At 54.9% G+C, this 18,477-nt stretch carries 14 protein-coding genes and 1 tRNA gene; 10 read left to right on the top strand and 5 right to left on the bottom strand.

What is annotated here, in order from left to right; genetic code table 11:
- Positions 1-22 precede the first annotated feature (22 nt).
- The 4 genes from mtlD to ACN1CO_RS20995 all read right to left on the bottom strand — a co-directional run bounded on the left by mtlD (position 23) and on the right by ACN1CO_RS20995 (position 6,187).
- The gene (mtlD, locus tag ACN1CO_RS21010) at positions 23-1,171 is read right to left on the bottom strand and encodes a mannitol-1-phosphate 5-dehydrogenase (RefSeq protein ID WP_419140543.1); all 1,149 of its coding nucleotides are present in this window, start codon (positions 1,169-1,171) and stop codon (positions 23-25) included.
- Positions 1,172-1,267: 96 nt separating this feature from the next.
- Complete coding sequence (locus ACN1CO_RS21005) at positions 1,268-3,202, bottom strand: PTS mannitol transporter subunit IICBA (protein WP_419140542.1); 1,935 nt, start codon at positions 3,200-3,202, stop codon at positions 1,268-1,270.
- Positions 3,203-3,634: 432 nt separating this feature from the next.
- Positions 3,635-4,351: a DUF3053 domain-containing protein gene (locus ACN1CO_RS21000; protein ID WP_419140541.1), complete on the bottom strand. Its 717-nt coding sequence runs from the start codon at positions 4,349-4,351 to the stop codon at positions 3,635-3,637.
- Between the two features lie 237 nt (positions 4,352-4,588).
- Complete coding sequence (locus ACN1CO_RS20995) at positions 4,589-6,187, bottom strand: gamma-glutamyltransferase family protein (protein WP_419140540.1); 1,599 nt, start codon at positions 6,185-6,187, stop codon at positions 4,589-4,591.
- A gap of 732 nt (positions 6,188-6,919) precedes the next feature.
- Here ACN1CO_RS20995 and ACN1CO_RS20990 point away from each other — a divergent pair.
- On the top strand, positions 6,920-7,216 hold the full coding sequence (locus ACN1CO_RS20990; protein ID WP_010257438.1) for an HTH-type transcriptional regulator: 297 nt from the start codon (positions 6,920-6,922) through the stop codon (positions 7,214-7,216).
- A 41-nt stretch (positions 7,217-7,257) separates the two neighbouring features.
- On the opposite strand, the gene ACN1CO_RS20985 is transcribed toward ACN1CO_RS20990, so the two are convergent.
- Positions 7,258-7,851, bottom strand: a complete 594-nt coding sequence (locus ACN1CO_RS20985; protein WP_419140539.1) for an HD domain-containing protein — start codon at positions 7,849-7,851, stop codon at positions 7,258-7,260.
- A 63-nt stretch (positions 7,852-7,914) separates the two neighbouring features.
- Between ACN1CO_RS20985 and ACN1CO_RS20980 the strand changes: the two genes are divergently transcribed.
- The 9 genes from ACN1CO_RS20980 to dppF all read left to right on the top strand — a co-directional run bounded on the left by ACN1CO_RS20980 (position 7,915) and on the right by dppF (position 18,007).
- Positions 7,915-8,379, top strand: coding sequence for a MarR family winged helix-turn-helix transcriptional regulator (locus ACN1CO_RS20980; protein ID WP_419140538.1), 465 nt, complete (start codon positions 7,915-7,917; stop codon positions 8,377-8,379).
- Between the two features lie 95 nt (positions 8,380-8,474).
- Positions 8,475-8,903, top strand: coding sequence for an organic hydroperoxide resistance protein (locus tag ACN1CO_RS20975; RefSeq protein WP_010257431.1), 429 nt, complete (start codon positions 8,475-8,477; stop codon positions 8,901-8,903).
- Between the two features lie 320 nt (positions 8,904-9,223).
- The gene (gene eptB / locus ACN1CO_RS20970) at positions 9,224-10,915 is read left to right on the top strand and encodes a kdo(2)-lipid A phosphoethanolamine 7''-transferase (protein ID WP_419140537.1); all 1,692 of its coding nucleotides are present in this window, start codon (positions 9,224-9,226) and stop codon (positions 10,913-10,915) included.
- Positions 10,916-11,040: 125 nt separating this feature from the next.
- Positions 11,041-11,117: transfer RNA gene (locus ACN1CO_RS20965), tRNA-Pro, on the top strand.
- 1,165 nt (positions 11,118-12,282) lie between these two features.
- On the top strand, positions 12,283-13,893 hold the full coding sequence (dppA, locus tag ACN1CO_RS20960; protein WP_419140536.1) for a dipeptide ABC transporter periplasmic-binding protein DppA: 1,611 nt from the start codon (positions 12,283-12,285) through the stop codon (positions 13,891-13,893).
- Between the two features lie 171 nt (positions 13,894-14,064).
- Entirely contained in the window at positions 14,065-15,084 is a 1,020-nt protein-coding gene (gene dppB, locus ACN1CO_RS20955) for a dipeptide ABC transporter permease DppB (RefSeq protein WP_419140535.1), read from the top strand.
- 9 nt (positions 15,085-15,093) lie between these two features.
- Positions 15,094-15,996 carry a dipeptide ABC transporter permease DppC gene (dppC, locus tag ACN1CO_RS20950; protein WP_013359639.1) on the top strand — a complete coding sequence of 301 codons (903 nt, stop codon included), beginning with the start codon at positions 15,094-15,096 and terminating at the stop codon, positions 15,994-15,996.
- A 12-nt stretch (positions 15,997-16,008) separates the two neighbouring features.
- Positions 16,009-16,995 carry a dipeptide ABC transporter ATP-binding protein gene (gene dppD / locus ACN1CO_RS20945; RefSeq protein ID WP_419140534.1) on the top strand — a complete coding sequence of 329 codons (987 nt, stop codon included), beginning with the start codon at positions 16,009-16,011 and terminating at the stop codon, positions 16,993-16,995.
- The gene (dppF, locus tag ACN1CO_RS20940) at positions 16,985-18,007 is read left to right on the top strand and encodes a dipeptide ABC transporter ATP-binding subunit DppF (protein WP_419140533.1); all 1,023 of its coding nucleotides are present in this window, start codon (positions 16,985-16,987) and stop codon (positions 18,005-18,007) included. Before dppD ends, dppF begins: the two co-directional genes overlap by 11 nt.
- Positions 18,008-18,477 lie beyond the last annotated feature (470 nt).

The following is an 18,477-nucleotide window of genomic DNA, read 5'->3' as shown; positions in this document are numbered from 1 at the left end:
TTGCGTCACTAACACGCGCGCATTATGCCATAGCGTGCCAGGCGCTCACCACAGAAGCCACGACTTCGCTGTTGGCATCCAGTCCTGAAATCTCAGCCAGCGTCGCCTGTGGGCCTTTTTCTGCCAGCAGCGCGGCCAGCTCCTGCGCCTGTGGGTCCTGATCGCTGCGATAGTGCATCGCGGCGGCAATCCCCTGCACCAGGCTGGCGTGCGGTAAACTATATTCCAGCGTACCCAGCGTCGGCTTGATCAGGCGATCGCCCGCGCTGAGTTTACGCAGCGGCTGACGGCCTACGCGCTCAACATCATCTTTCAGATACGGATTTTCAAAACGGCCCAGAATCTTGCGGATGTAGGCCGCATGTTTCTCCGCATCAAAACCGTAACGCTTAATCAGCACTGCGCCACTCTCTTCCATTGCGCCTTTCACCACGGCCCGGATTTTTTCATCGAGGATGGCGTCACGAATGGTCTGATGACCGGCCAGCTGGCCGAGGTAGGCGGTAATGGCGTGACCGGTGTTCAGGGTGAAAAGTTTACGCTCCACAAAGGCCATCAGATTATCGGTCAGCTCCATACCTGGAATGGTCGGCAGGTCGCCTTTAAACTGGGTTTTATCGACGATCCACTCGCTGAACGTCTCAACGGTCACTTCCAGTGGATCGGTGCTGCCTGCTTCAGAAGGGGGCACGATGCGATCGACAGCGGAATCCACAAAGCCGACATGCTGCTCCAGCCAGGCGTGATACTGCTCCGGCAGTGCCTTCAGCACGTGCTGTTTCAGCTGGCTGGTGCCGCGCACCATGTTCTCGCAGGCAATGATATTTAACGGACGGGTGTTACCGTCGTCGCTGCGTTTTGCCAGACCTTTAGCCACACTGCCGGCAATACGCTCCAGAATCTGCGGACCCACGGCGGTAGTGACCAGATCGACTTCAGAGACCAGGGTGATGATCTCATTGCTGGTGCTGTTGACCGCACTGACGCCTCTGACGGTTTCCACTTTGGCCTGCTCGCCAACCACATGAACGGGATACTCATGACGCGCGTTCAGTGCATCCAGCACCGTCTGATTCACATCAGCAAAAACCAGTTCGATACCTGCATCAGCCAGTAATTTGCCGATAAAGCCGCGACCAATGTTTCCTGCTCCGAAATGTAACGCTTTCATAATTTTTGACCCATATCAAATGACGATGGGGCGGGCAAACCCGCCCCAGGAAATCGGGACGGGCATGACCGCCCCAGGGAAAATAATTGCTCTGAATTATGCGACTGCTGGCTTACCTGACAGCAGATCCAGCACTTCCTGCACGCTGGTGGTGTTCGCCAGCTTCTCAATCACGCTGTCATCATCCAGCGCATTGGTCAGGCTGGTAATCACCTGGATGTGCTCGTTGTTACGGGCAGCAATACCAATCACCAGGCGCGCGACATCGTCCGGTTCTTCGCCGAACAGGACGCCAGCCGGATACTGACAGAACACTACGCCAGTTTTCAGCACGCGATCTTTCGCTTCGACCGTGCCGTGTGGCACCGCAATCGACTCACCGAGGTAGGTCGGCGTCAGTTTTTCACGCGCCAGCATCGCTTCAACATATTCAGGCTCGACGTAACCGCCTTTCACCAGCTGCTCACCGGCAAAGCGAATCGCCTGCTCTTTGTTACTGGCGGTCAGGCCGAGGAAGACGTTATCCGCACCCAGTTTAAACAGGTGTGCGTTGCCTTCATCGTAGCTGTCAGAGAGCGCGGTGTTTACCGTTTCACGATGCACGTCGCTGCGGTTAGCCGCCACCAGACGCTCGGTCAGGGTGCTGTAGAGCGCGCTGTCGAGGAAGTTGTTCAGCGAGATATGCTGCGCATGCGGAGCCTGGCGGATGGCGCGCTCAGTCAGGTCACGGTGGGTAATCACCAGATCGACATCACCCGGCAGGGCATTGATCGCGGTATTGGTCACCGATACATTGCTCAGCCCGGCGTCCTGCACTTTCTTACGCAGTACACCTGCACCCATCGCGCTCGAACCCATACCGGCATCACAGGCGACGATGATTTTACGTACGTGATGCAGTTCAACGCTCATGGCATCGCTGGCGACTGGGGCACCCGCGCCGCTCTGGCCTTTAGACTGCGCTTTCATCTCATGCATGCGCTGGGTCGCGGCCTCGATATCGTCATCTTCTTTGACTTTGCTGGTTTTCAGCAGGATAGCGGACACTACGAAGGAGACGGCGAAGGCCGCAGCGATAGCGGCGATGTTCGCGAAGTAGGCACCTTTTGGCGTCATTGCCAGCACCGCAAGGATTGAACCCGGTGAGGCAGGAGAGACCAGGCCACCGTTCAGCACCGTCAGCGTGAAGACGCCGGTCATACCGCCAAGGATAACCGCCAGCAGCAGGCGAGGAGCCATCAGCACATACGGGAAGTAGATCTCATGGATGCCGCCAAGGAAGTGGATGATTGCCGCACCGCCCGCAGACTGTTTAGCACTGCCACGACCAAAGAACATATAGGCCATCAGCACGCCCATACCCGGACCCGGGTTGGCTTCGATCAGGAAGAAGATCGACTTGCCGGCTTCGCTCGCCTGCTGGATACCGAGCGGCGAGAAGATACCGTGGTTAATGGCGTTGTTCAGGAACAGGATTTTCGCGGGTTCGACGAAGATCGAGGTCAGTGGCAGCAGGTTGTTCTGCACCATCAGATTCACGCCCGCGGCGAGAATGTGTGACAGACCTTCTACCAGCGGACCGATCGCCAGGAACGCCAGCAGTGCCAGTATCATCCCGATAATACCGGCCGAGAAGTTGTTGACCAGCATCTCGAAGCCGCTTTTGATTTTGCCATCAATCGCCCGGTCAAACGACTTGATTGCCCAGCCGCCCAGCGGACCGGCAATCATCGCGCCGAGGAACATCGGCATATCAGCACCGACAATCACACCCATGGTGGTAATGGCACCGACCACGCCGCCGCGATCGCCGCCCACCAGACGCCCACCGGTGAAACCGATCAGCAGTGGCAGCAGGTAGGTGATCATCGGGCCAACCAGTTTGGCCAGCGTTTCGTTAGGGATCCAGCCAGTTGGAATAAACAGTGCGGTGATGATACCCCAGGCGATAAACGCCCCGATGTTTGGCATCACCATATTACTCAGAAAGCGACCAAAGCTTTGTACTTTGACCTTCACTGATGAGGACATAAACCCACCCCTTATTGAGACGCGCTGCAATAGGAGAGCGCGCTTGTTTTTGTTTAGCCACCCCGACTCAAAGCCGGTGGTATTACTGTATGCACGCGGACTCTATCACGCGAATTTGACGCTGCGTAGCGTGCGGGGTAAGTGTGATCTACATCACTGATTTGGGGTGGTGGCAGGGGTGAATAGCGTGATTTTGATCACACTTTAAAGCGTGGCTCAGGCTCTTTTGGCTGATTTTTAGACGGGGTGGCCGGTTATCTGTGAGGTGAATCACACTTGTCTGACGTTGATTTGTTATATATCTGTGACTTAGATCACAAACTATTTTTGGTCGAAAATGCGCCAGATCACACTTCATTCAGTGGGCGATTGGGTGGGAGGAGAAAAGGAAGTGTGACGGGCAGACGATTAGCGCCTGCCCGTTAAGCGGGTTTACTGCAGACCACCCTGGACGGCAGCCTGTGCCTGAGGAAGCGCCTGCGAATTGGCGGATAAAGTGCTCATCAGCGCGTTATATTGCGAAGCCTGATCCTGAGTCGGGAACTGCACGCCGCCATCATTGAAGCTGACACGGGTTCCCTGCGTTTGCAGGAAATCGCCGGTCTGCACTGCACCCTGGCTCAGCGCCTGGAGTTTTGGCAGCAGAGGAATCAGCTGATTGGCAGGCACCGTCACCACTTTGTTATAGGCGGTGTCGTAGACTTTTTTCAGGTCATCCGGCTGCTTCAGGGCCGCTTTGCTGCTATCCGCCTGCATTTTGGCGCTTTCAATCTGCTGGGTGACGATCACCAGTGCGCTGGTCGCCTGACGCAGGGAATCACGACGGCTGAGATAATCCTGCGGAACGCGAATAGCAGAAAGCTCATCCACCACCGGACGCATACCCTGTTCAACCGCTTTGTTCGCCTGCTGCGAGAAGCCATACATGATGGCGTAATCGCTGGCGAAGTTGCCAAAGCTCTGCTTCTGGTTTTCGCTGAGGCTGGGCAGATGCTCGCCGCTGCGCATCACAGTGTTCTGGAGAAAATCGATAAATGCTTTGCGCTGCTCGCCTTCTTTATCACCGCATGCGGTGAGTTGCAGCACGATCAGCGCGCCAGCGAGCATAATGCCGCCGCGTGCCATAAGGCGTGTAAGTCCTGAAGCCATAGGGTCAACTCCTGTCGGTGATACTGTCAGATGTCCAGGTAGGAATGGCCTAAAGAATAGAACAAACCCGAGCCACGGCACAACGTGAAACCACCTGTGAAACAGATGCTTTCTGAAACGCCGGTTACAGAAAGGAGCCGCCAGCGCCTCAGGGCGTGCTGCGTTCCCTTTCATTACAGGCTTCAGCGCGCAGAGATGAAGGAGGGGCTGAGCAGCCTGACGCTCACTTCTGCGACCTTAAAACACCACCGCCTGACCATCTTTGCGACTCTCACTGGCCGCAATGTAGAAGCCCTGCGGGTCGCGCACTATCGCCTGCGCGCCACCAAAGTTGTAATTGCTCAGAGGATCTTCCAGTACCACGTTGTGGCCCATGCGGCGTAGTGTGCTCAGCGTATTGCGATCGAGTGTGGATTCAAACACCACCTCGCGGCCCTGCACCACGCGCCAGCGCGGCGCATCGATGGCGGCCTGCGGATTCTGCCGGTGCAGCATAATCCGCAGCGCCAGCTGGACATGTCCCTGCGCCTGCATCGGGCCGCCCATCACGCCAAATGCCATCAGCGGCTGGCCCTGCTGATCCCGCGCAAAAGCCGGGATAATAGTATGAAACGGCCGCTTACCGCCCGCCACGACGTTGGGATGGTCTGGATCGAGTGAAAAGCCCGCGCCCCGGTTCTGCAGGCTGATGCCGGTATCGGGTACCACCACGCCGGAGCCAAATCCCATGTAGTTAGACTGAATGAATGAGACCATCATGCCGCTGGCATCACCGGCGGCGACATACACTGTGCCGCTCTGCTGCGGTGATCCAAAGCGGAAATCTCCCGCCTTGTCAGGATCAATTAACGCTGCCCGCTGGCGGATATAGTCGTTGCTGAGCAGGTGTTCCGCCGGAAATTCGAGATGATCTTCATCGGTGACATAACGGTCCAGATCAACCAGCGCCAGTTTCATTGCCTCGATGGAGAGATGCAGCCACTGCGGCGAATCCGGTGCATAGCAGTTGATTTCCCACTCTTCCAGAATGCCAAGTGCAATTAAGGTCGCAATGCCCTGACCATTCGGCGGCAGCTCCTGCACCGATCCTCCGGCAAACGGACGCGACAGCAGGGTAACCCAGTCGGCACGATGGTTTTTCAAATCCTCCAGCGTCAGGGCCGCGCCATGCTCACGGGCGAAGGCTGCCATCTTTTGCGCCAGTGCGCCGCGATAAAAGCTTTCGCCCTGAGTCTCAGCGATTTCCTGCAAGGTGCGGGCCTGAGCCGGGTTGCGGAACAGCTCGCCAGCACGCGGCGGACGACCCTGCGGCGCAAAGCAATCGCTAAAGCCAGGTTGATCCCGCAGCTTGTCATAGCCGCGCTGCCACAGCTGACCAATCAGCGGTGATACCGGAAAGCCGTCGCGCGCATAGTCAATTGCCGGTTGTGCCAGGGTGGTCAGCGGTAAGGTACCAAAGCGCTGTGCCAGTGTGACCCATGCCGAGACGGCCCCTGGCACGGTGACTGACTCCCAGCCGGTTTCAGGCATCGCACTAAAATCGGCAAAGCGTTCGGGATGCCACGCGGCTGGCGATCGGCCTGAGGCGTTTAACCCATGCAGCTCGCTGCCATCCCAGACAATGGCAAACGCATCGCTGCCGATGCCGTTTCCGGTTGGCTCCAGCACGGTTAAGGCGATGGCGGTGGCGATAGCTGCATCCACGGCGTTACCACCCTGTTGCAGCATCCGTAAACCCGCCTGCGCCGCCAGCGGTTGAGAGGTTGCGACAGCATTACGACCCATCATCGGTACACGATGAGAAGGGTATCCGACGTTAAAATCTGTTTCTCGCATCGCTTCTCCTTACAGAGGTCAGGTATGGGTTTTGCCCGTCGTCAGCGCGACATCACGGGGCTGCACTTTTACCGCGCATCAGGTCGAGGGTTGCCGGGTAACTGCACCGGCATGAGGCATCAGCCGTTTCGTTAAGATGACTGTTGATTAATCTGGCAACAGAGCGCCGTTAAGAATAAAAGATTTACCCGCTCTGCACTGTGAGCCGCCGCGCGCCAGGCCTCAGGCCCCAACCAGGACTATTCTTAAATTAATCAGAACTGTGAATATAAGTGTTCATGAAGTAAACCATTGGCGTATATTTTGCAATCACTACCTGAACAGGTGTAGTGCTCACAGAAATGAGAATATGCCAGCCAAAAGCTTGATGGCATCCACATAAATCGCAAACATCATTTGATTTTTTTGCCCGCCATGTCAGCACAAAAATCAACTGCCTCAGCAGGTTAGAGGCGCTGGAACTTTTCCGGCTAACAATAGTTAAAAAAATAATTATAAATTGCGCGGCAAATAGTCAGGTCTCTATCCATACTTAGTCTCCCGGCATTTGTTGCATTGTTCTGACACCTTTTAAGCAGTGCACCGCAGGCTGTGTCCCGTAATGGTTTTTCTCATAACAAAAACAAACCCTTGCGGGATCCAGCCTGAACAGGCCCGGTTTCAGAGTCCTGAGTTCAGGCTCGTACCTCTCTACTTTCACGTGCTTCATAGCGAGTTTTTAAGGAGTTCTCTATGGAATTAAAAGACCCGATGTTTGAATTGCTCAGCAGCCTTGAGCAGATTGTTTTGACACGTGATGATCGCGCCGCCGAGTTACTTATTCAGCGTCAGCAACCCGCCCAGCCAGAGCCGCAGCGTCTGCGTGAAATGACCGGCATGCAGGTTGATGAGTTTGCAAAAGTAATGGGCGTGAGCGTTTCTTCCGTGAAAAGCTGGGAAGCCCGGCGTACCCGTCCTTCCGCGACGGCGCAGAAATTGATGAAGTTATTACATGCCAATCCCTATCTGGGACGGCAGTTGCTTGAATAAACCGGTATCACGAAAAGAACCCGCCGCTGGCGGGTTTTTTATTAGCGCAATTCGCTATATTTAGCCGCCTGTCTGGCAAACCAGCTCTCCGGCACGCTATAGGGCGGCTCCCGCAACTGTGCGAGCCCGCTTTCAATAATCATTGAAGCCTGCTGCCATAACTGCACATCTCCCTGCTTCAGCAACTCAATCTGTATCTGCTTTTCAACCAGGTAGACCCGCGCAAAGTCGGGATCAAACCGCACAATCGCGCGGGTGTTATCAATGATGTCAGCCAGTTTGATGGTTTGTGCCTCTGGACTGGCGCTGGCTGTATGGCGGAAGTGCGCCAGTTTACGGGCCGTCCGATTTTTTGCCGCAGCGGGCGCGCTGTTGGTCAGCATCTCAACCAGGCTTGCCACGCGCGTACCAAAGTGGGCTTCGATATCGCTCTGTGTGGTTGCGGTATCTTCCACGGTATCGTGCAGCCAGGCTGCCGCTAACAACGCATCGTCATGGCTGACGCTGCGCACCAGTTCCACCACCGCGGCCGGATGAACAATATAAGGCTCATCGGTATATTTGCGGCGCTGACCGGCACTGGCATGTGCCTCGGTGGCGAAGCGACGCGCCTGTTCTTCCAGTGAATCCTGCATGCCTTTCCCCCCTGACAAAAAGTTTGCTTGCAATTATCTAGCGCGCTATCTATATTGTTTCTTATGAACTGTGATCAAGATGACAAAAAAGTGAAACCGATGCCACTGTTGGTCGATCAGCAACTCTGCTTTGCGCTTTATTCCGCCAACCTGGCGATGAATAAAGTCTATCGTAAAATGCTGAGCCAGCTCGACATTACCTATCCGCAATATCTGGTGATGCTGGTGTTGTGGCAGAAAGATGATGTTACGGTGTCCGAGATTGGGGAGCAGCTTTTTCTGGACTCCGCCACATTAACGCCACTGCTGAAGCGGCTGGAAAGCGCAGGTCTGATTAACCGGCAGCGCACCCGTCAGGATGAACGACAGGTTGCGGTAACGCTGACCGAGGCTGGCCGCGCACTGCGCATTAAGGCTGAAGCGATTCCTGAAGCGGTGAAGTGTGCCACCGCCTGTGATGATGACGCCCTGCTGGCGCTGAAATTACAGCTGGATGGGTTACGGGATAACCTGAATCAATCCCGATAAACATTGCTGACGGGTGCGCTGCACCCGTTGAACCTCACCGCCTGATTACGGTTAAATAAGTAGCGGGCGATTAAATAGCGTAACGGAGAAATGTCATGTCTTTAGAACAAGTAGTTTACCGCGCCAAAGCCAAAGCAACCGGTGGTCGTGATGGTCGTGCAACCTCTTCTGACGGTGTACTGGACGTGAAACTGGGCGTGCCAAAAGAGATGGGCGGTGCAGGCGGCGAAGTGACTAACCCTGAGCAGTTGTTTGCTGCGGGTTATTCTGCCTGCTTCCTGGGCGCAATGAAGTTTGTGGCGGGCCGTGACAAAATCACCATGCCAAAAGACGCCTGGATCGAAGGTGAAGTGGGTATCGGCCCTATCCCTGATGGCTTTGGTATTGAAGCGACCCTGAACATTCATCTGCCAGAGATGGATGAAGCTGAAGCGCAGAAGCTGGTTGATGCGGCGCACATCGTGTGTCCTTACTCAAATGCTACCCGCAACAACATCGACGTCACGCTGAACATCATTCGCTAAGCGTACTGCGGGCCTGACACGATCAGGCCCGCACTTTATCCCTTCAATAAATCCTTTCACAACACACTCTCTGCGCCAGTACGTCCGGCCTCTGCCCTTCGATGTGTACAAAAAATGTGCTAATCAGGTCGACAATGATTATTTTCTGGTCTATCAATCGCGACCATGTTTTACTGAGCCACCTCGCGTTATAGCCTGTAAATCCGTTCAGAATTTTCCTTCATCTTGTCCGGTCCGCTTATTCAGCGAACTCTGCCGCGTTTAAGCAGTCACATAAAAGATTTGGTCAAGCGCTTCACTCCGGAGAAACACCTTTTTTCATGAATTACATTAAAACCCTGACTCAGCAGAAGTTATCGCTATTGCTGGCGCTCTATCTCGGTATCTTATTGAATTTACCGATTTTCTATCGTCGCTTTGATGGTTTTCTCAAACACTCTACGATAACAAACTGGCTGACTGCCGCTACCGAAGTGGTGGCCATTGTGCTGCTGACTTTCTTCCTGATGCGGTTGTTGTCGCTGGGTGGAAAGTGGTTTTATCGCGTGCTCGCCACGCTGATTGTTCTGATTTCTGTTGCCGCCGCCTATTACATGGCGTTTTTTAACGTTGTGATTGGTTACGGCATTGTGGCTTCGGTGATGACCACCGATACCGATCTCTCTAAAGAGGTGGTTGGCTACCATTTCATTCTGTGGATGGTGCTGGTCAGCGCGCTGCCGCTGCTGATGATCTGGCGCAATAAGCTGAGCATGACGCTGAATGAACAGCTGCGTACGCCGGGACAGCGACTCAAACCAACGGTGATCATGCTGCTCTGTGTGGCGCTGGTCTGGCTGCCGATTCGTTTTCTGGACAAGCTGCAGAAGCATAACGAAGAGATTACCAACGTCGATCTGCCGAGCTACGGCGGTGTGGTGGCGCACTCTTATCTTCCTTCGAACTGGCTGGCAGCTGTAGGCCTGTTTGCCTGGACCCGCGTGGATGAGTCGCTGAACAGCCATGAACTGCTGGATCCGGCGAAGAAGTTTACCTACGTCGCGCCTGCCGGGCTGGACGACACTTATGTGGTGTTTGTGATTGGCGAAACCACCCGCTGGGATCACATGGGGATGCTGGGTTACGAGCGTGACACGACGCCAAAGCTGTCGAAAGAGAAGAACCTGGTGGCGTTCCGGGGTGAGTCCTGTGATACCGCGACCAAGCTTTCGCTGCGCTGCATGTTCGTGCGCGAAGGCGGCACCATGGATAACCCTGGCCGCACGCTGAAAGAGCAGAACGTGTTTGCGGTGATGAGAGAGCTGGGCTTCACCTCAGAGCTGTTTGCGATGCAGAGCGAAGTCTGGTTCTACGACAATATCAATGCCAACAACTTTGCCTTCCGTGAGCAGATTGGTTCAGAGAAGCGTAATCAGGGCAAATCGGTGGATGACATGCTGCTGGTGCCAGAGATGAAGGCATCGCTGGATCGGTTCCCGAAAGGTAAGCATCTGATCGTGTTGCACACCAAAGGGTCGCACTACCTCTATTCACAGCGTTATCCGCGCAGCTTCGCGAAGTATCAGCCGGAGTGTATGGGCGTCGATGAGACCTGCAGTAAAGCGCAGTTGATCAACGCTTATGACAACTCGGTGCTGTATGTCGATAGCATGCTGGACAGCGTGCTGGACCAGCTGCGTGATAAGAAGGCGATCGTCTTCTACGCCTCAGATCACGGTGAGTCGATCAGCGAAAATATGCATCTGCACGGCACGCCGCGTGAGATGGCGCCGCCTGAGCAGTTCCGCGTACCGATGATGGTCTGGGCGTCAGATAAGTATCTGGAAGACAGTCAGAACCGCAGCAACTTTGAGCGCCTGCAGGCGCAGCAGCGTGTAGGCCGTACTCATCGTCACGTTGAGTTGTTCGATACCATCCTGGGCTGTCTGGGTTATACCTCGCCAGATGGCGGCATTAACCCGGCGAACAACTGGTGTCAGGCCCCGGCTAAAGATCAGGTTAAAGCGCTGTAATAGTGAGCGAAAAGGGCAGGGCAGGCGGTTAATTTCTGGTAACCGCGTGCTTTCCAGGCGATTGGCGGCAAAAGCATAAAAAGCGGTTGACGCTGATCGGGGGGAGCAGTAACATGCGCCCCCATCGGCGAGTAGCGCAGCTTGGTAGCGCAACTGGTTTGGGACCAGTGGGTCGGAGGTTCGAATCCTCTCTCGCCGACCATATTTAAGAAAGCCTGTCTGAAAAGACAGGTTTTTTTTCGTCTGTAGAAAAGTCATGGGTAGGCAAAAAAATTAGCGGTGTGCGGGCTTCAGGGAGCATACGCCTTCCGCAAAGACGCAAAACCGCCATCCCTGGCGGGCTCTGCGCGGGCGATTACGCACCTCATCCCTGAGGTGCGCCCGTAGCCGGGCCAACGCTTTGCGTTGTTCAAAAACGCTCCCGGCGTTTTTGTCCTTGGCTCGCTATGCTTTGCTACAGGCGTATGCTCCCTTCGCTTCACGTCTGGCAGACGCATTTGAAACTTACAGAAGCACTTCAGACGGCTGAAAGATTTAAACTCGGGTGAATCTGACCGCAGCGCATAAACTCAAGGCGGAGGGAACACGGGCAGAGGAGGAAAGCGTCCCACGCCATGGACGGCGTGGGCCGAGCGTCCAGGGATGGTTTAAGCGCCTTTCCGATCGGCCCGTGTTCCCAAAGCAGTCTCGATCTGACCGCAATTGATAACAAACCCTCTTCCCTGAAACTTTCCCGTTTTCAGCCTATGGCTATTTCTTTCCAGAAAGTTCCAGTAAACCCCATCCGCCGCGCGTTCCGCTTACCAGCCCCTGTTATTGTCATTTTCCCGCTGGCAGGCCTTGCCATATAAGAGATGCGATCATAATTCGCGACACATTCTTCTTATGACTGAAAGCGGCAACATGCTGATTTCTTATGCTTCTTTACCAGCATATTCCGCTGGATGAACGTCATAACGCACGGTGAATCGTTCAGTTATTCAACATTTGCCGGTAAAAGTTTTAAGTTTTTTAGCGGTGAGAATCACTAGCGATAGACCGGCCATCCAGCACAAAGCACGGAAATCAGGCCAGCTGCGCTGTGCATTGTATGGCTTTTGGGCTGAAAGGGTTTTTATTACCGTTGCATGCTATCCCTCACACTCTGTGTAAATAAGTAACCGTTGTATTGACGTTCTTTGCAACTGTTGACAAATTGATGCGTCAATAAACACGCAGTTACGGAATTTTCTGAATGTATAAATTGCATCAGGAAAAACAAAAAATGTAGCGCGTGTTAACCACCTGTTCGGTGGTACGCCTGAACCGCATAAAAAAATCAGAGGTCAGGCAATACACACAACATCACATCACAATGGAGCAAAAGCATGATCAACTCCCTGGCTAAATCCGGGATGCTGAAGGTCGGTCTGAGCCTGATTGCTATGACTGTCGCCGCCGGTGTTCAGGCAAAAACCCTCGTTTACTGTTCAGAAGGTTCTCCGGAAGGCTTTAACCCGCAGTTGTTCACCTCGGGCACTACCTACGATGCCAGCTCACGTCAGATCTACAACCGACTGGTTGAGTTCACTATCGGCACCACCGAACTGCACGCTGCACTGGCAGAGAAGTGGGATGTCAGTGAAGACGGTAAAACCTACACCTTCCACCTGCGTAAAGGCGTGAAGTGGCAGACCACCAAAGATTTCAAACCGACACGCGACTTCAACGCGGATGATGTGGTGTTCACCTTTGAGCGCCAGCTGGATAAAAACAACGCCTATCACGGCGTCTCTGGCGGCAGCTACGAATATTTCGAAGGCATGGACATGCCTAAGCTGATCAGCAAAATTGAGAAAGTAGACGACAACACCGTTCGCTTCGTGCTGACCCGCCCTGAGTCGCCGTTCCTTGCCGACCTCGGCATGGACTTCGCCTCGATTCTGTCGAAAGAGTATGCAGATAACATGCTGAAAGCGGGCACTCCGCAAAACGTCGACCTGAACCCGGTCGGTACCGGCCCGTTCCAGCTGCTGCAGTACCAGAAAGATTCGCGCATCCTTTACAAAGCTAACCCGGATTACTGGGGCACCAAGCCAAAAATCGATCGCTTAGTCTTCTCCATCACCCCGGATGCGTCAGTGCGTTACGCCAAGCTGCAGAAGGGCGAATGTCAGGTCATGCCTTATCCGAACCCGGCTGACATCGCACGTATGAAGCAGGACAAAAACATCAACCTGTATGAGCAGGCTGGCCTGAACGTCGGCTATCTGTCATACAACGTTGAGAAAAAACCGCTGGATAACCTGAAAGTGCGTCAGGCACTGACCATGGCGGTCAACAAAAAGGCGATCATCGACGCCGTTTATCAGGGCGCAGGTCAGCCTGCTAAAAACCTGATCCCACCAACCATGTGGGGCTATAACGACGACGTGAAAGACTACGCTTACGATCCTGAGAAAGCCAAAGCCCTGCTGAAAGAAGCGGGCATGGCGGACGGTTTCTCAATCGACTTGTGGGCGATGCCGGTTCAGCGTCCGTACAACCCGAACGCACGCCGCATGGCTGAAATGATTCAGAGCGACTGGGCGAAGATTGGCGTTAAAGCCAAAATCGTGACCTACGAGTGGGGCGAATATCTGAAGCGCGCCAAAGCGGGCGAGCACCAGACCGTCATGATGGGCTGGACCGGCGACAATGGGGATCCGGATAACTTCCTGGCCACCCTGTTCAGCTGTTCAGCGGCCAAAGATGGCTCTAACTACTCGCGCTGGTGTGATAAATCCTTCGAGGATCAGATTCAGCCCGCTCGCGCTACGGCCGATCAGGCCAAGCGTATCGAGTACTACAAACAGGCACAGGTTGTGATGCATGACCAGGTACCGGCGCTGATGATCGCGCACTCAACGGTATACGAACCGGTCAGCAAGAAAGTCTCCGGGTACAAAGTCGATCCGCTGGGCGGACACTACTTTGCTCAGGTAGACATCAAAGAATAATTGTCGCCTTTTCCGGGGCGGCTGCGCTGCGCCCCGGCTTTATCTCCCTGTTTTACTGGAAACGGTAGAGGCGCAGCCTGTCTGCGTCGCGGTCGGGCCTACCCGATCGTCAGATGTAAGCAATAACAACCCTCGCGGCGACGGTCGCGCGGACAAGAGAGAACCCGGATTATGCTGCAGTTCATACTCCGACGTCTGGGCCTTGTCATCCCAACGTTTATCGGTATTACATTACTCACCTTCGCGTTTGTTCATATGATCCCCGGCGATCCGGTGCTGATCATGGCGGGCGAGCGCGGTATTTCTCCTGAACGTCATGCACAGTTAATGGCACTATTAGGGCTGGATCAGCCGCTGTGGAAACAGTACCTGCACTACATTAACGGCGTATTACATGGCGACCTGGGCATTTCACTCAAGAGCCGCATCCCGGTCTGGGATGAGTTTGTTCCGCGCTTCAAAGCGACGCTGGAACTCGGCATCTGCGCCATGATATTTGCTGTGGCCATTGGTATCCCGGTTGGGGTCATGGCGGCGGTGAAGCGCGGTTCGATTTTCGATCACACCGCTGTGGGTATCTCACTGACCGGCTACTCCATGCCGATCTTCTGGTGGGGCATCATGCTGATCATGCTGGTCTCGGTTCACTTCAACCTGACACCGGTTTCAGGGCGTGTCGGCGACACCGTCTTCCTGGATGACACCCTGCCGCTGACTGGCTTTATGCTGATCGACACCTTCTTCTGGGGTGAGCCGGGCGACTTCCACGATGCAGTGATGCACATGATTCTGCCTGCCATCGTGCTGGGCACCATTCCGCTGGCGGTCATTGTGCGTATGACGCGATCGGCGATGCTCGAAGTGCTGGGGGAAGATTACATCCGTACGGCACGCGCCAAAGGACTGACGCGCATGCGCGTAATCGTGGTGCATGCGCTGCGAAACGCCATGCTGCCAGTCGTGACGGTGATCGGCCTGCAGGTCGGCACGCTGCTGGCCGGCGCGATTCTGACCGAAACCATCTTCTCGTGGCCGGGTCTGGGTCGCTGGCTGATTGAAGCGTTGCAGCGCCGTGACTATCCGGTGGTGCAGGGCGGTGTGCTGCTGACGGCAGTACTGATCATTGTGGTCAACCTGCTGGTTGATCTGCTGTATGGCGTGGTTAACCCGCGCATACGTCACAAGAAATAAGGGGGCATCATGTCTGTTGTTGATCCCGGCAGCGTTACCGTTGCACCCAAGCCGATGACCCCATTCCAGGAATTCTGGCACTACTTCAAACGTAACAAAGGCGCCGTCGTGGGCCTGGTCTACATCATCATTGTATTGCTGTGCGCCATTTTTGCCGATGTGCTGGCCCCGCATGCGCCTGCTGAGCAGTTCCGTGATGCGCTGCTGCATCCGCCGGTCTGGCAGGAAGGCGGAAACTGGAGCTACATTCTGGGCACCGACGACGTAGGCCGCGATGTGCTGTCGCGTCTGATGTACGGTGCGCGCCTGTCGCTGCTGGTGGGCTGTCTGGTGGTCGTACTGTCACTGATTTTCGGCGTGATCTTCGGCCTGCTGGCTGGTTATCTCGGCGGCGTGGTCGATGCCATCATCATGCGCGTGGTCGATATCATGCTGGCGCTGCCAAGCCTGCTGCTGGCTCTGGTACTGGTCGCCATCTTTGGTCCCTCAATCGTCAATGCCTCCATCGCGCTGACCTTTGTGGCGCTGCCGCACTATATCCGTCTGACCCGCGCGGCAGTGCTGGTGGAAGTGAACCGCGACTATGTGACCGCCTCCGGCGTGGCTGGTGCCGGTATGCTACGCCAGATGTTTGTGAATATTCTGCCTAACTGCCTTGCACCGCTCATCGTGCAGGCGTCATTAGGTTTCTCCAACGCCATTCTCGATATGGCGGCGTTGGGCTTTCTCGGTATGGGTGCGCAACCGCCAACGCCGGAGTGGGGCACCATGCTCTCCGACGTTCTGCAGTATGCGCAAAGTGCCTGGTGGGTCGTGACCTTCCCTGGATTGGTCATTCTGCTTACCGTGCTGGCATTTAACCTGATGGGCGATGGTTTGCGTGATGCCCTCGACCCGAAACTCAAGCAGTAAAGAGGCACCGAGATGGCGTTATTAAATGTAGACAAACTATCGGTGCATTTCGGCGACGATAAAGCACCGTTCCGTGCGGTTGACCGCATCAGTTATCAGGTTGAGCAGGGCCAGGTTGTCGGTATCGTGGGCGAGTCCGGCTCCGGTAAATCGGTGAGTTCACTGGCGATCATGGGGCTGATCGATTTCCCCGGCAAAGTGATGGCCGGGAAGCTGGAGTTCAACCAGCGCGACCTGCAACACATCTCCGAACGTGAGCGCCGCCAGCTGGTGGGCGCTGAAGTGGCGATGATTTTTCAGGATCCGATGACCAGCCTGAATCCCTGCTACACCGTGGGTTTCCAGATCATGGAAGCGATCAAGGTGCATCAGGGCGGCAATAAACGCACCCGACGTCAGCGGGCAATCGACCTGCTGAATCAGGTCGGTATTCCCGACCCTGCGTCACGGCTTGATGTCTATCCGCACCAGCTGTCGGGCGGTATGAGCCAGCGCGTGATGATTGCCATGGCAATCGCCTGCCGGCCAAAGCTGCTGATCGCCGATGAGCCGACCACGGCGCTCGATGTGACTATCCAGGCGCAGATCATCGAACTGCTGCTGGAGTTACAGCGACAGGAAAACATGGCGCTGATCCTGATTACGCACGATCTGGCGTTAGTGGCAGAAGCGGCGCACCACATTATCGTGATGTATGCCGGTCAGGTGGTGGAGAGCGGCAAAGCGACCGATATCTTTAAAGCGCCGCGCCATCCTTATACGCAGGCGCTGCTGCGCGCGCTGCCGGAGTTTGCGGCAGACAAAGCGCGTCTGGCCTCACTGCCGGGCGTGGTACCGGGCAAGTATGACCGCCCGGTTGGCTGTCTGCTTAATCCACGCTGCCCCTATGCGACCGATCTTTGTCGTCAGGAAGAACCTGAACTGCGCACCATTCCAGGACGCCAGTCCAAGTGTCACTATCCGCTGGACGATGCCGGGAGACCAACTTATGAGTCATGAAATCACGAAAGATCAGTTCCTGCTGCAGGCGATTGATCTGAAGAAGCACTACCCGGTAAAGAAAGGGCTGTTTGGTCAGGAGCGTCTGGTCAAAGCGCTGGATGGTGTCTCTTTTAATCTGGAGCGCGGCAAAACGCTGGCGGTCGTCGGCGAGTCAGGCTGTGGTAAATCCACGCTGGGCCGCCTGCTGACCATGATTGAAACCCCGACCGAAGGCCAGCTTTACTGGCACGGTCAGGATCTGCTGAAACACGATCCCCAGGCGCAGAAGCTGCGTCGTCAGAAAATCCAGATCGTGTTCCAGAACCCGTACGGCTCACTCAATCCGCGTAAGAAAGTAAGCCAGATTCTGGAAGAGCCACTGGTCATCAATACCCAGCTGAGCAAAGCAGAACGTCGCGAGAAAACGCTGGAGATGATGGCGAAAGTCGGTTTGAAAACCGAGCATTATGACCGTTATCCGCATATGTTCTCAGGCGGTCAGCGTCAGCGTATCGCCATCGCGCGCGGGCTGATGCTCGATCCGGACGTACTGATCGCCGATGAGCCGGTTTCGGCGCTCGATGTATCGGTGCGTGCTCAGGTACTGAACCTGATGATGGATCTGCAGCAGGATATGGGTCTCTCTTACGTCTTTATCTCGCACGATTTGTCGGTGGTGGAACACATTGCCGATGAGGTGATGGTGATGTATCTCGGCCGTTGCGTTGAGAAGGGCAGCAAAGAGGCGATTTTCGCCAACCCGCGTCATCCTTATACCCAGGCCCTGCTGTCGGCGACGCCGCGTCTTAATCCTGACGAGCGCCGTGAGCGCATTAAGCTGACCGGCGAGCTGCCAAGCCCGCTGAATCCGCCGCCGGGCTGCGCCTTTAATGCGCGCTGCCACCGACGTTTTAGCACCTGTGTGCAGTTGCAGCCGAAGCTGAAAAACTACGGCGGACAGGAGATTGCCTGTTTCGCGGTTGATCAGGATGAGAATCAGCCAGTCGGTATGGCAGAAAAAGTCAGCTGAGCCTGTTCACGATCTTAACTCCCCAGCCGAAGGCTCCTTTCTGGAGCCTTTTTTTATCTCAATTCATCGGCAAGCCGCACCGCTGGTGGCTTTACGGTCACTCCCTGTTTATTTCCTCTCTTTTTCCGTTACCACTTTTAACCTGTTTTTTTCTGGCGATATTTGCACCGGAAAAAGGTAAATGCCATCAATCCCTTACGGCAGAAATCAGCTTTTTTCTGCGCCTGCGGCAGCTGTATTTCTGTTAAATATCCCAGATGTATGAGTCAGCGTGGCCGTGCCAGTTGTTGTCAGAGCGGCATTTTCTTAAAAATTATTAAAACAGCGCTAACCAATTTAACTTAAACATCACTTATTAATTTTCAGGAGAGATGACTCTGGAGTGGCTTCCTTTCGCCCTGAGTCGATCTTTATGATTAAACAATTTTATTGAATCTGCTTTTTTTGTAATCAGGTTTTTCTGACTCAGT

It is taken from the genome of Pantoea sp. R13S299 (genome assembly GCF_048515925.1).
Lineage (GTDB): Bacteria > Pseudomonadota > Gammaproteobacteria > Enterobacterales > Enterobacteriaceae > Pantoea.
This window is presented reverse-complemented; position numbering and strand designations above follow the sequence as displayed.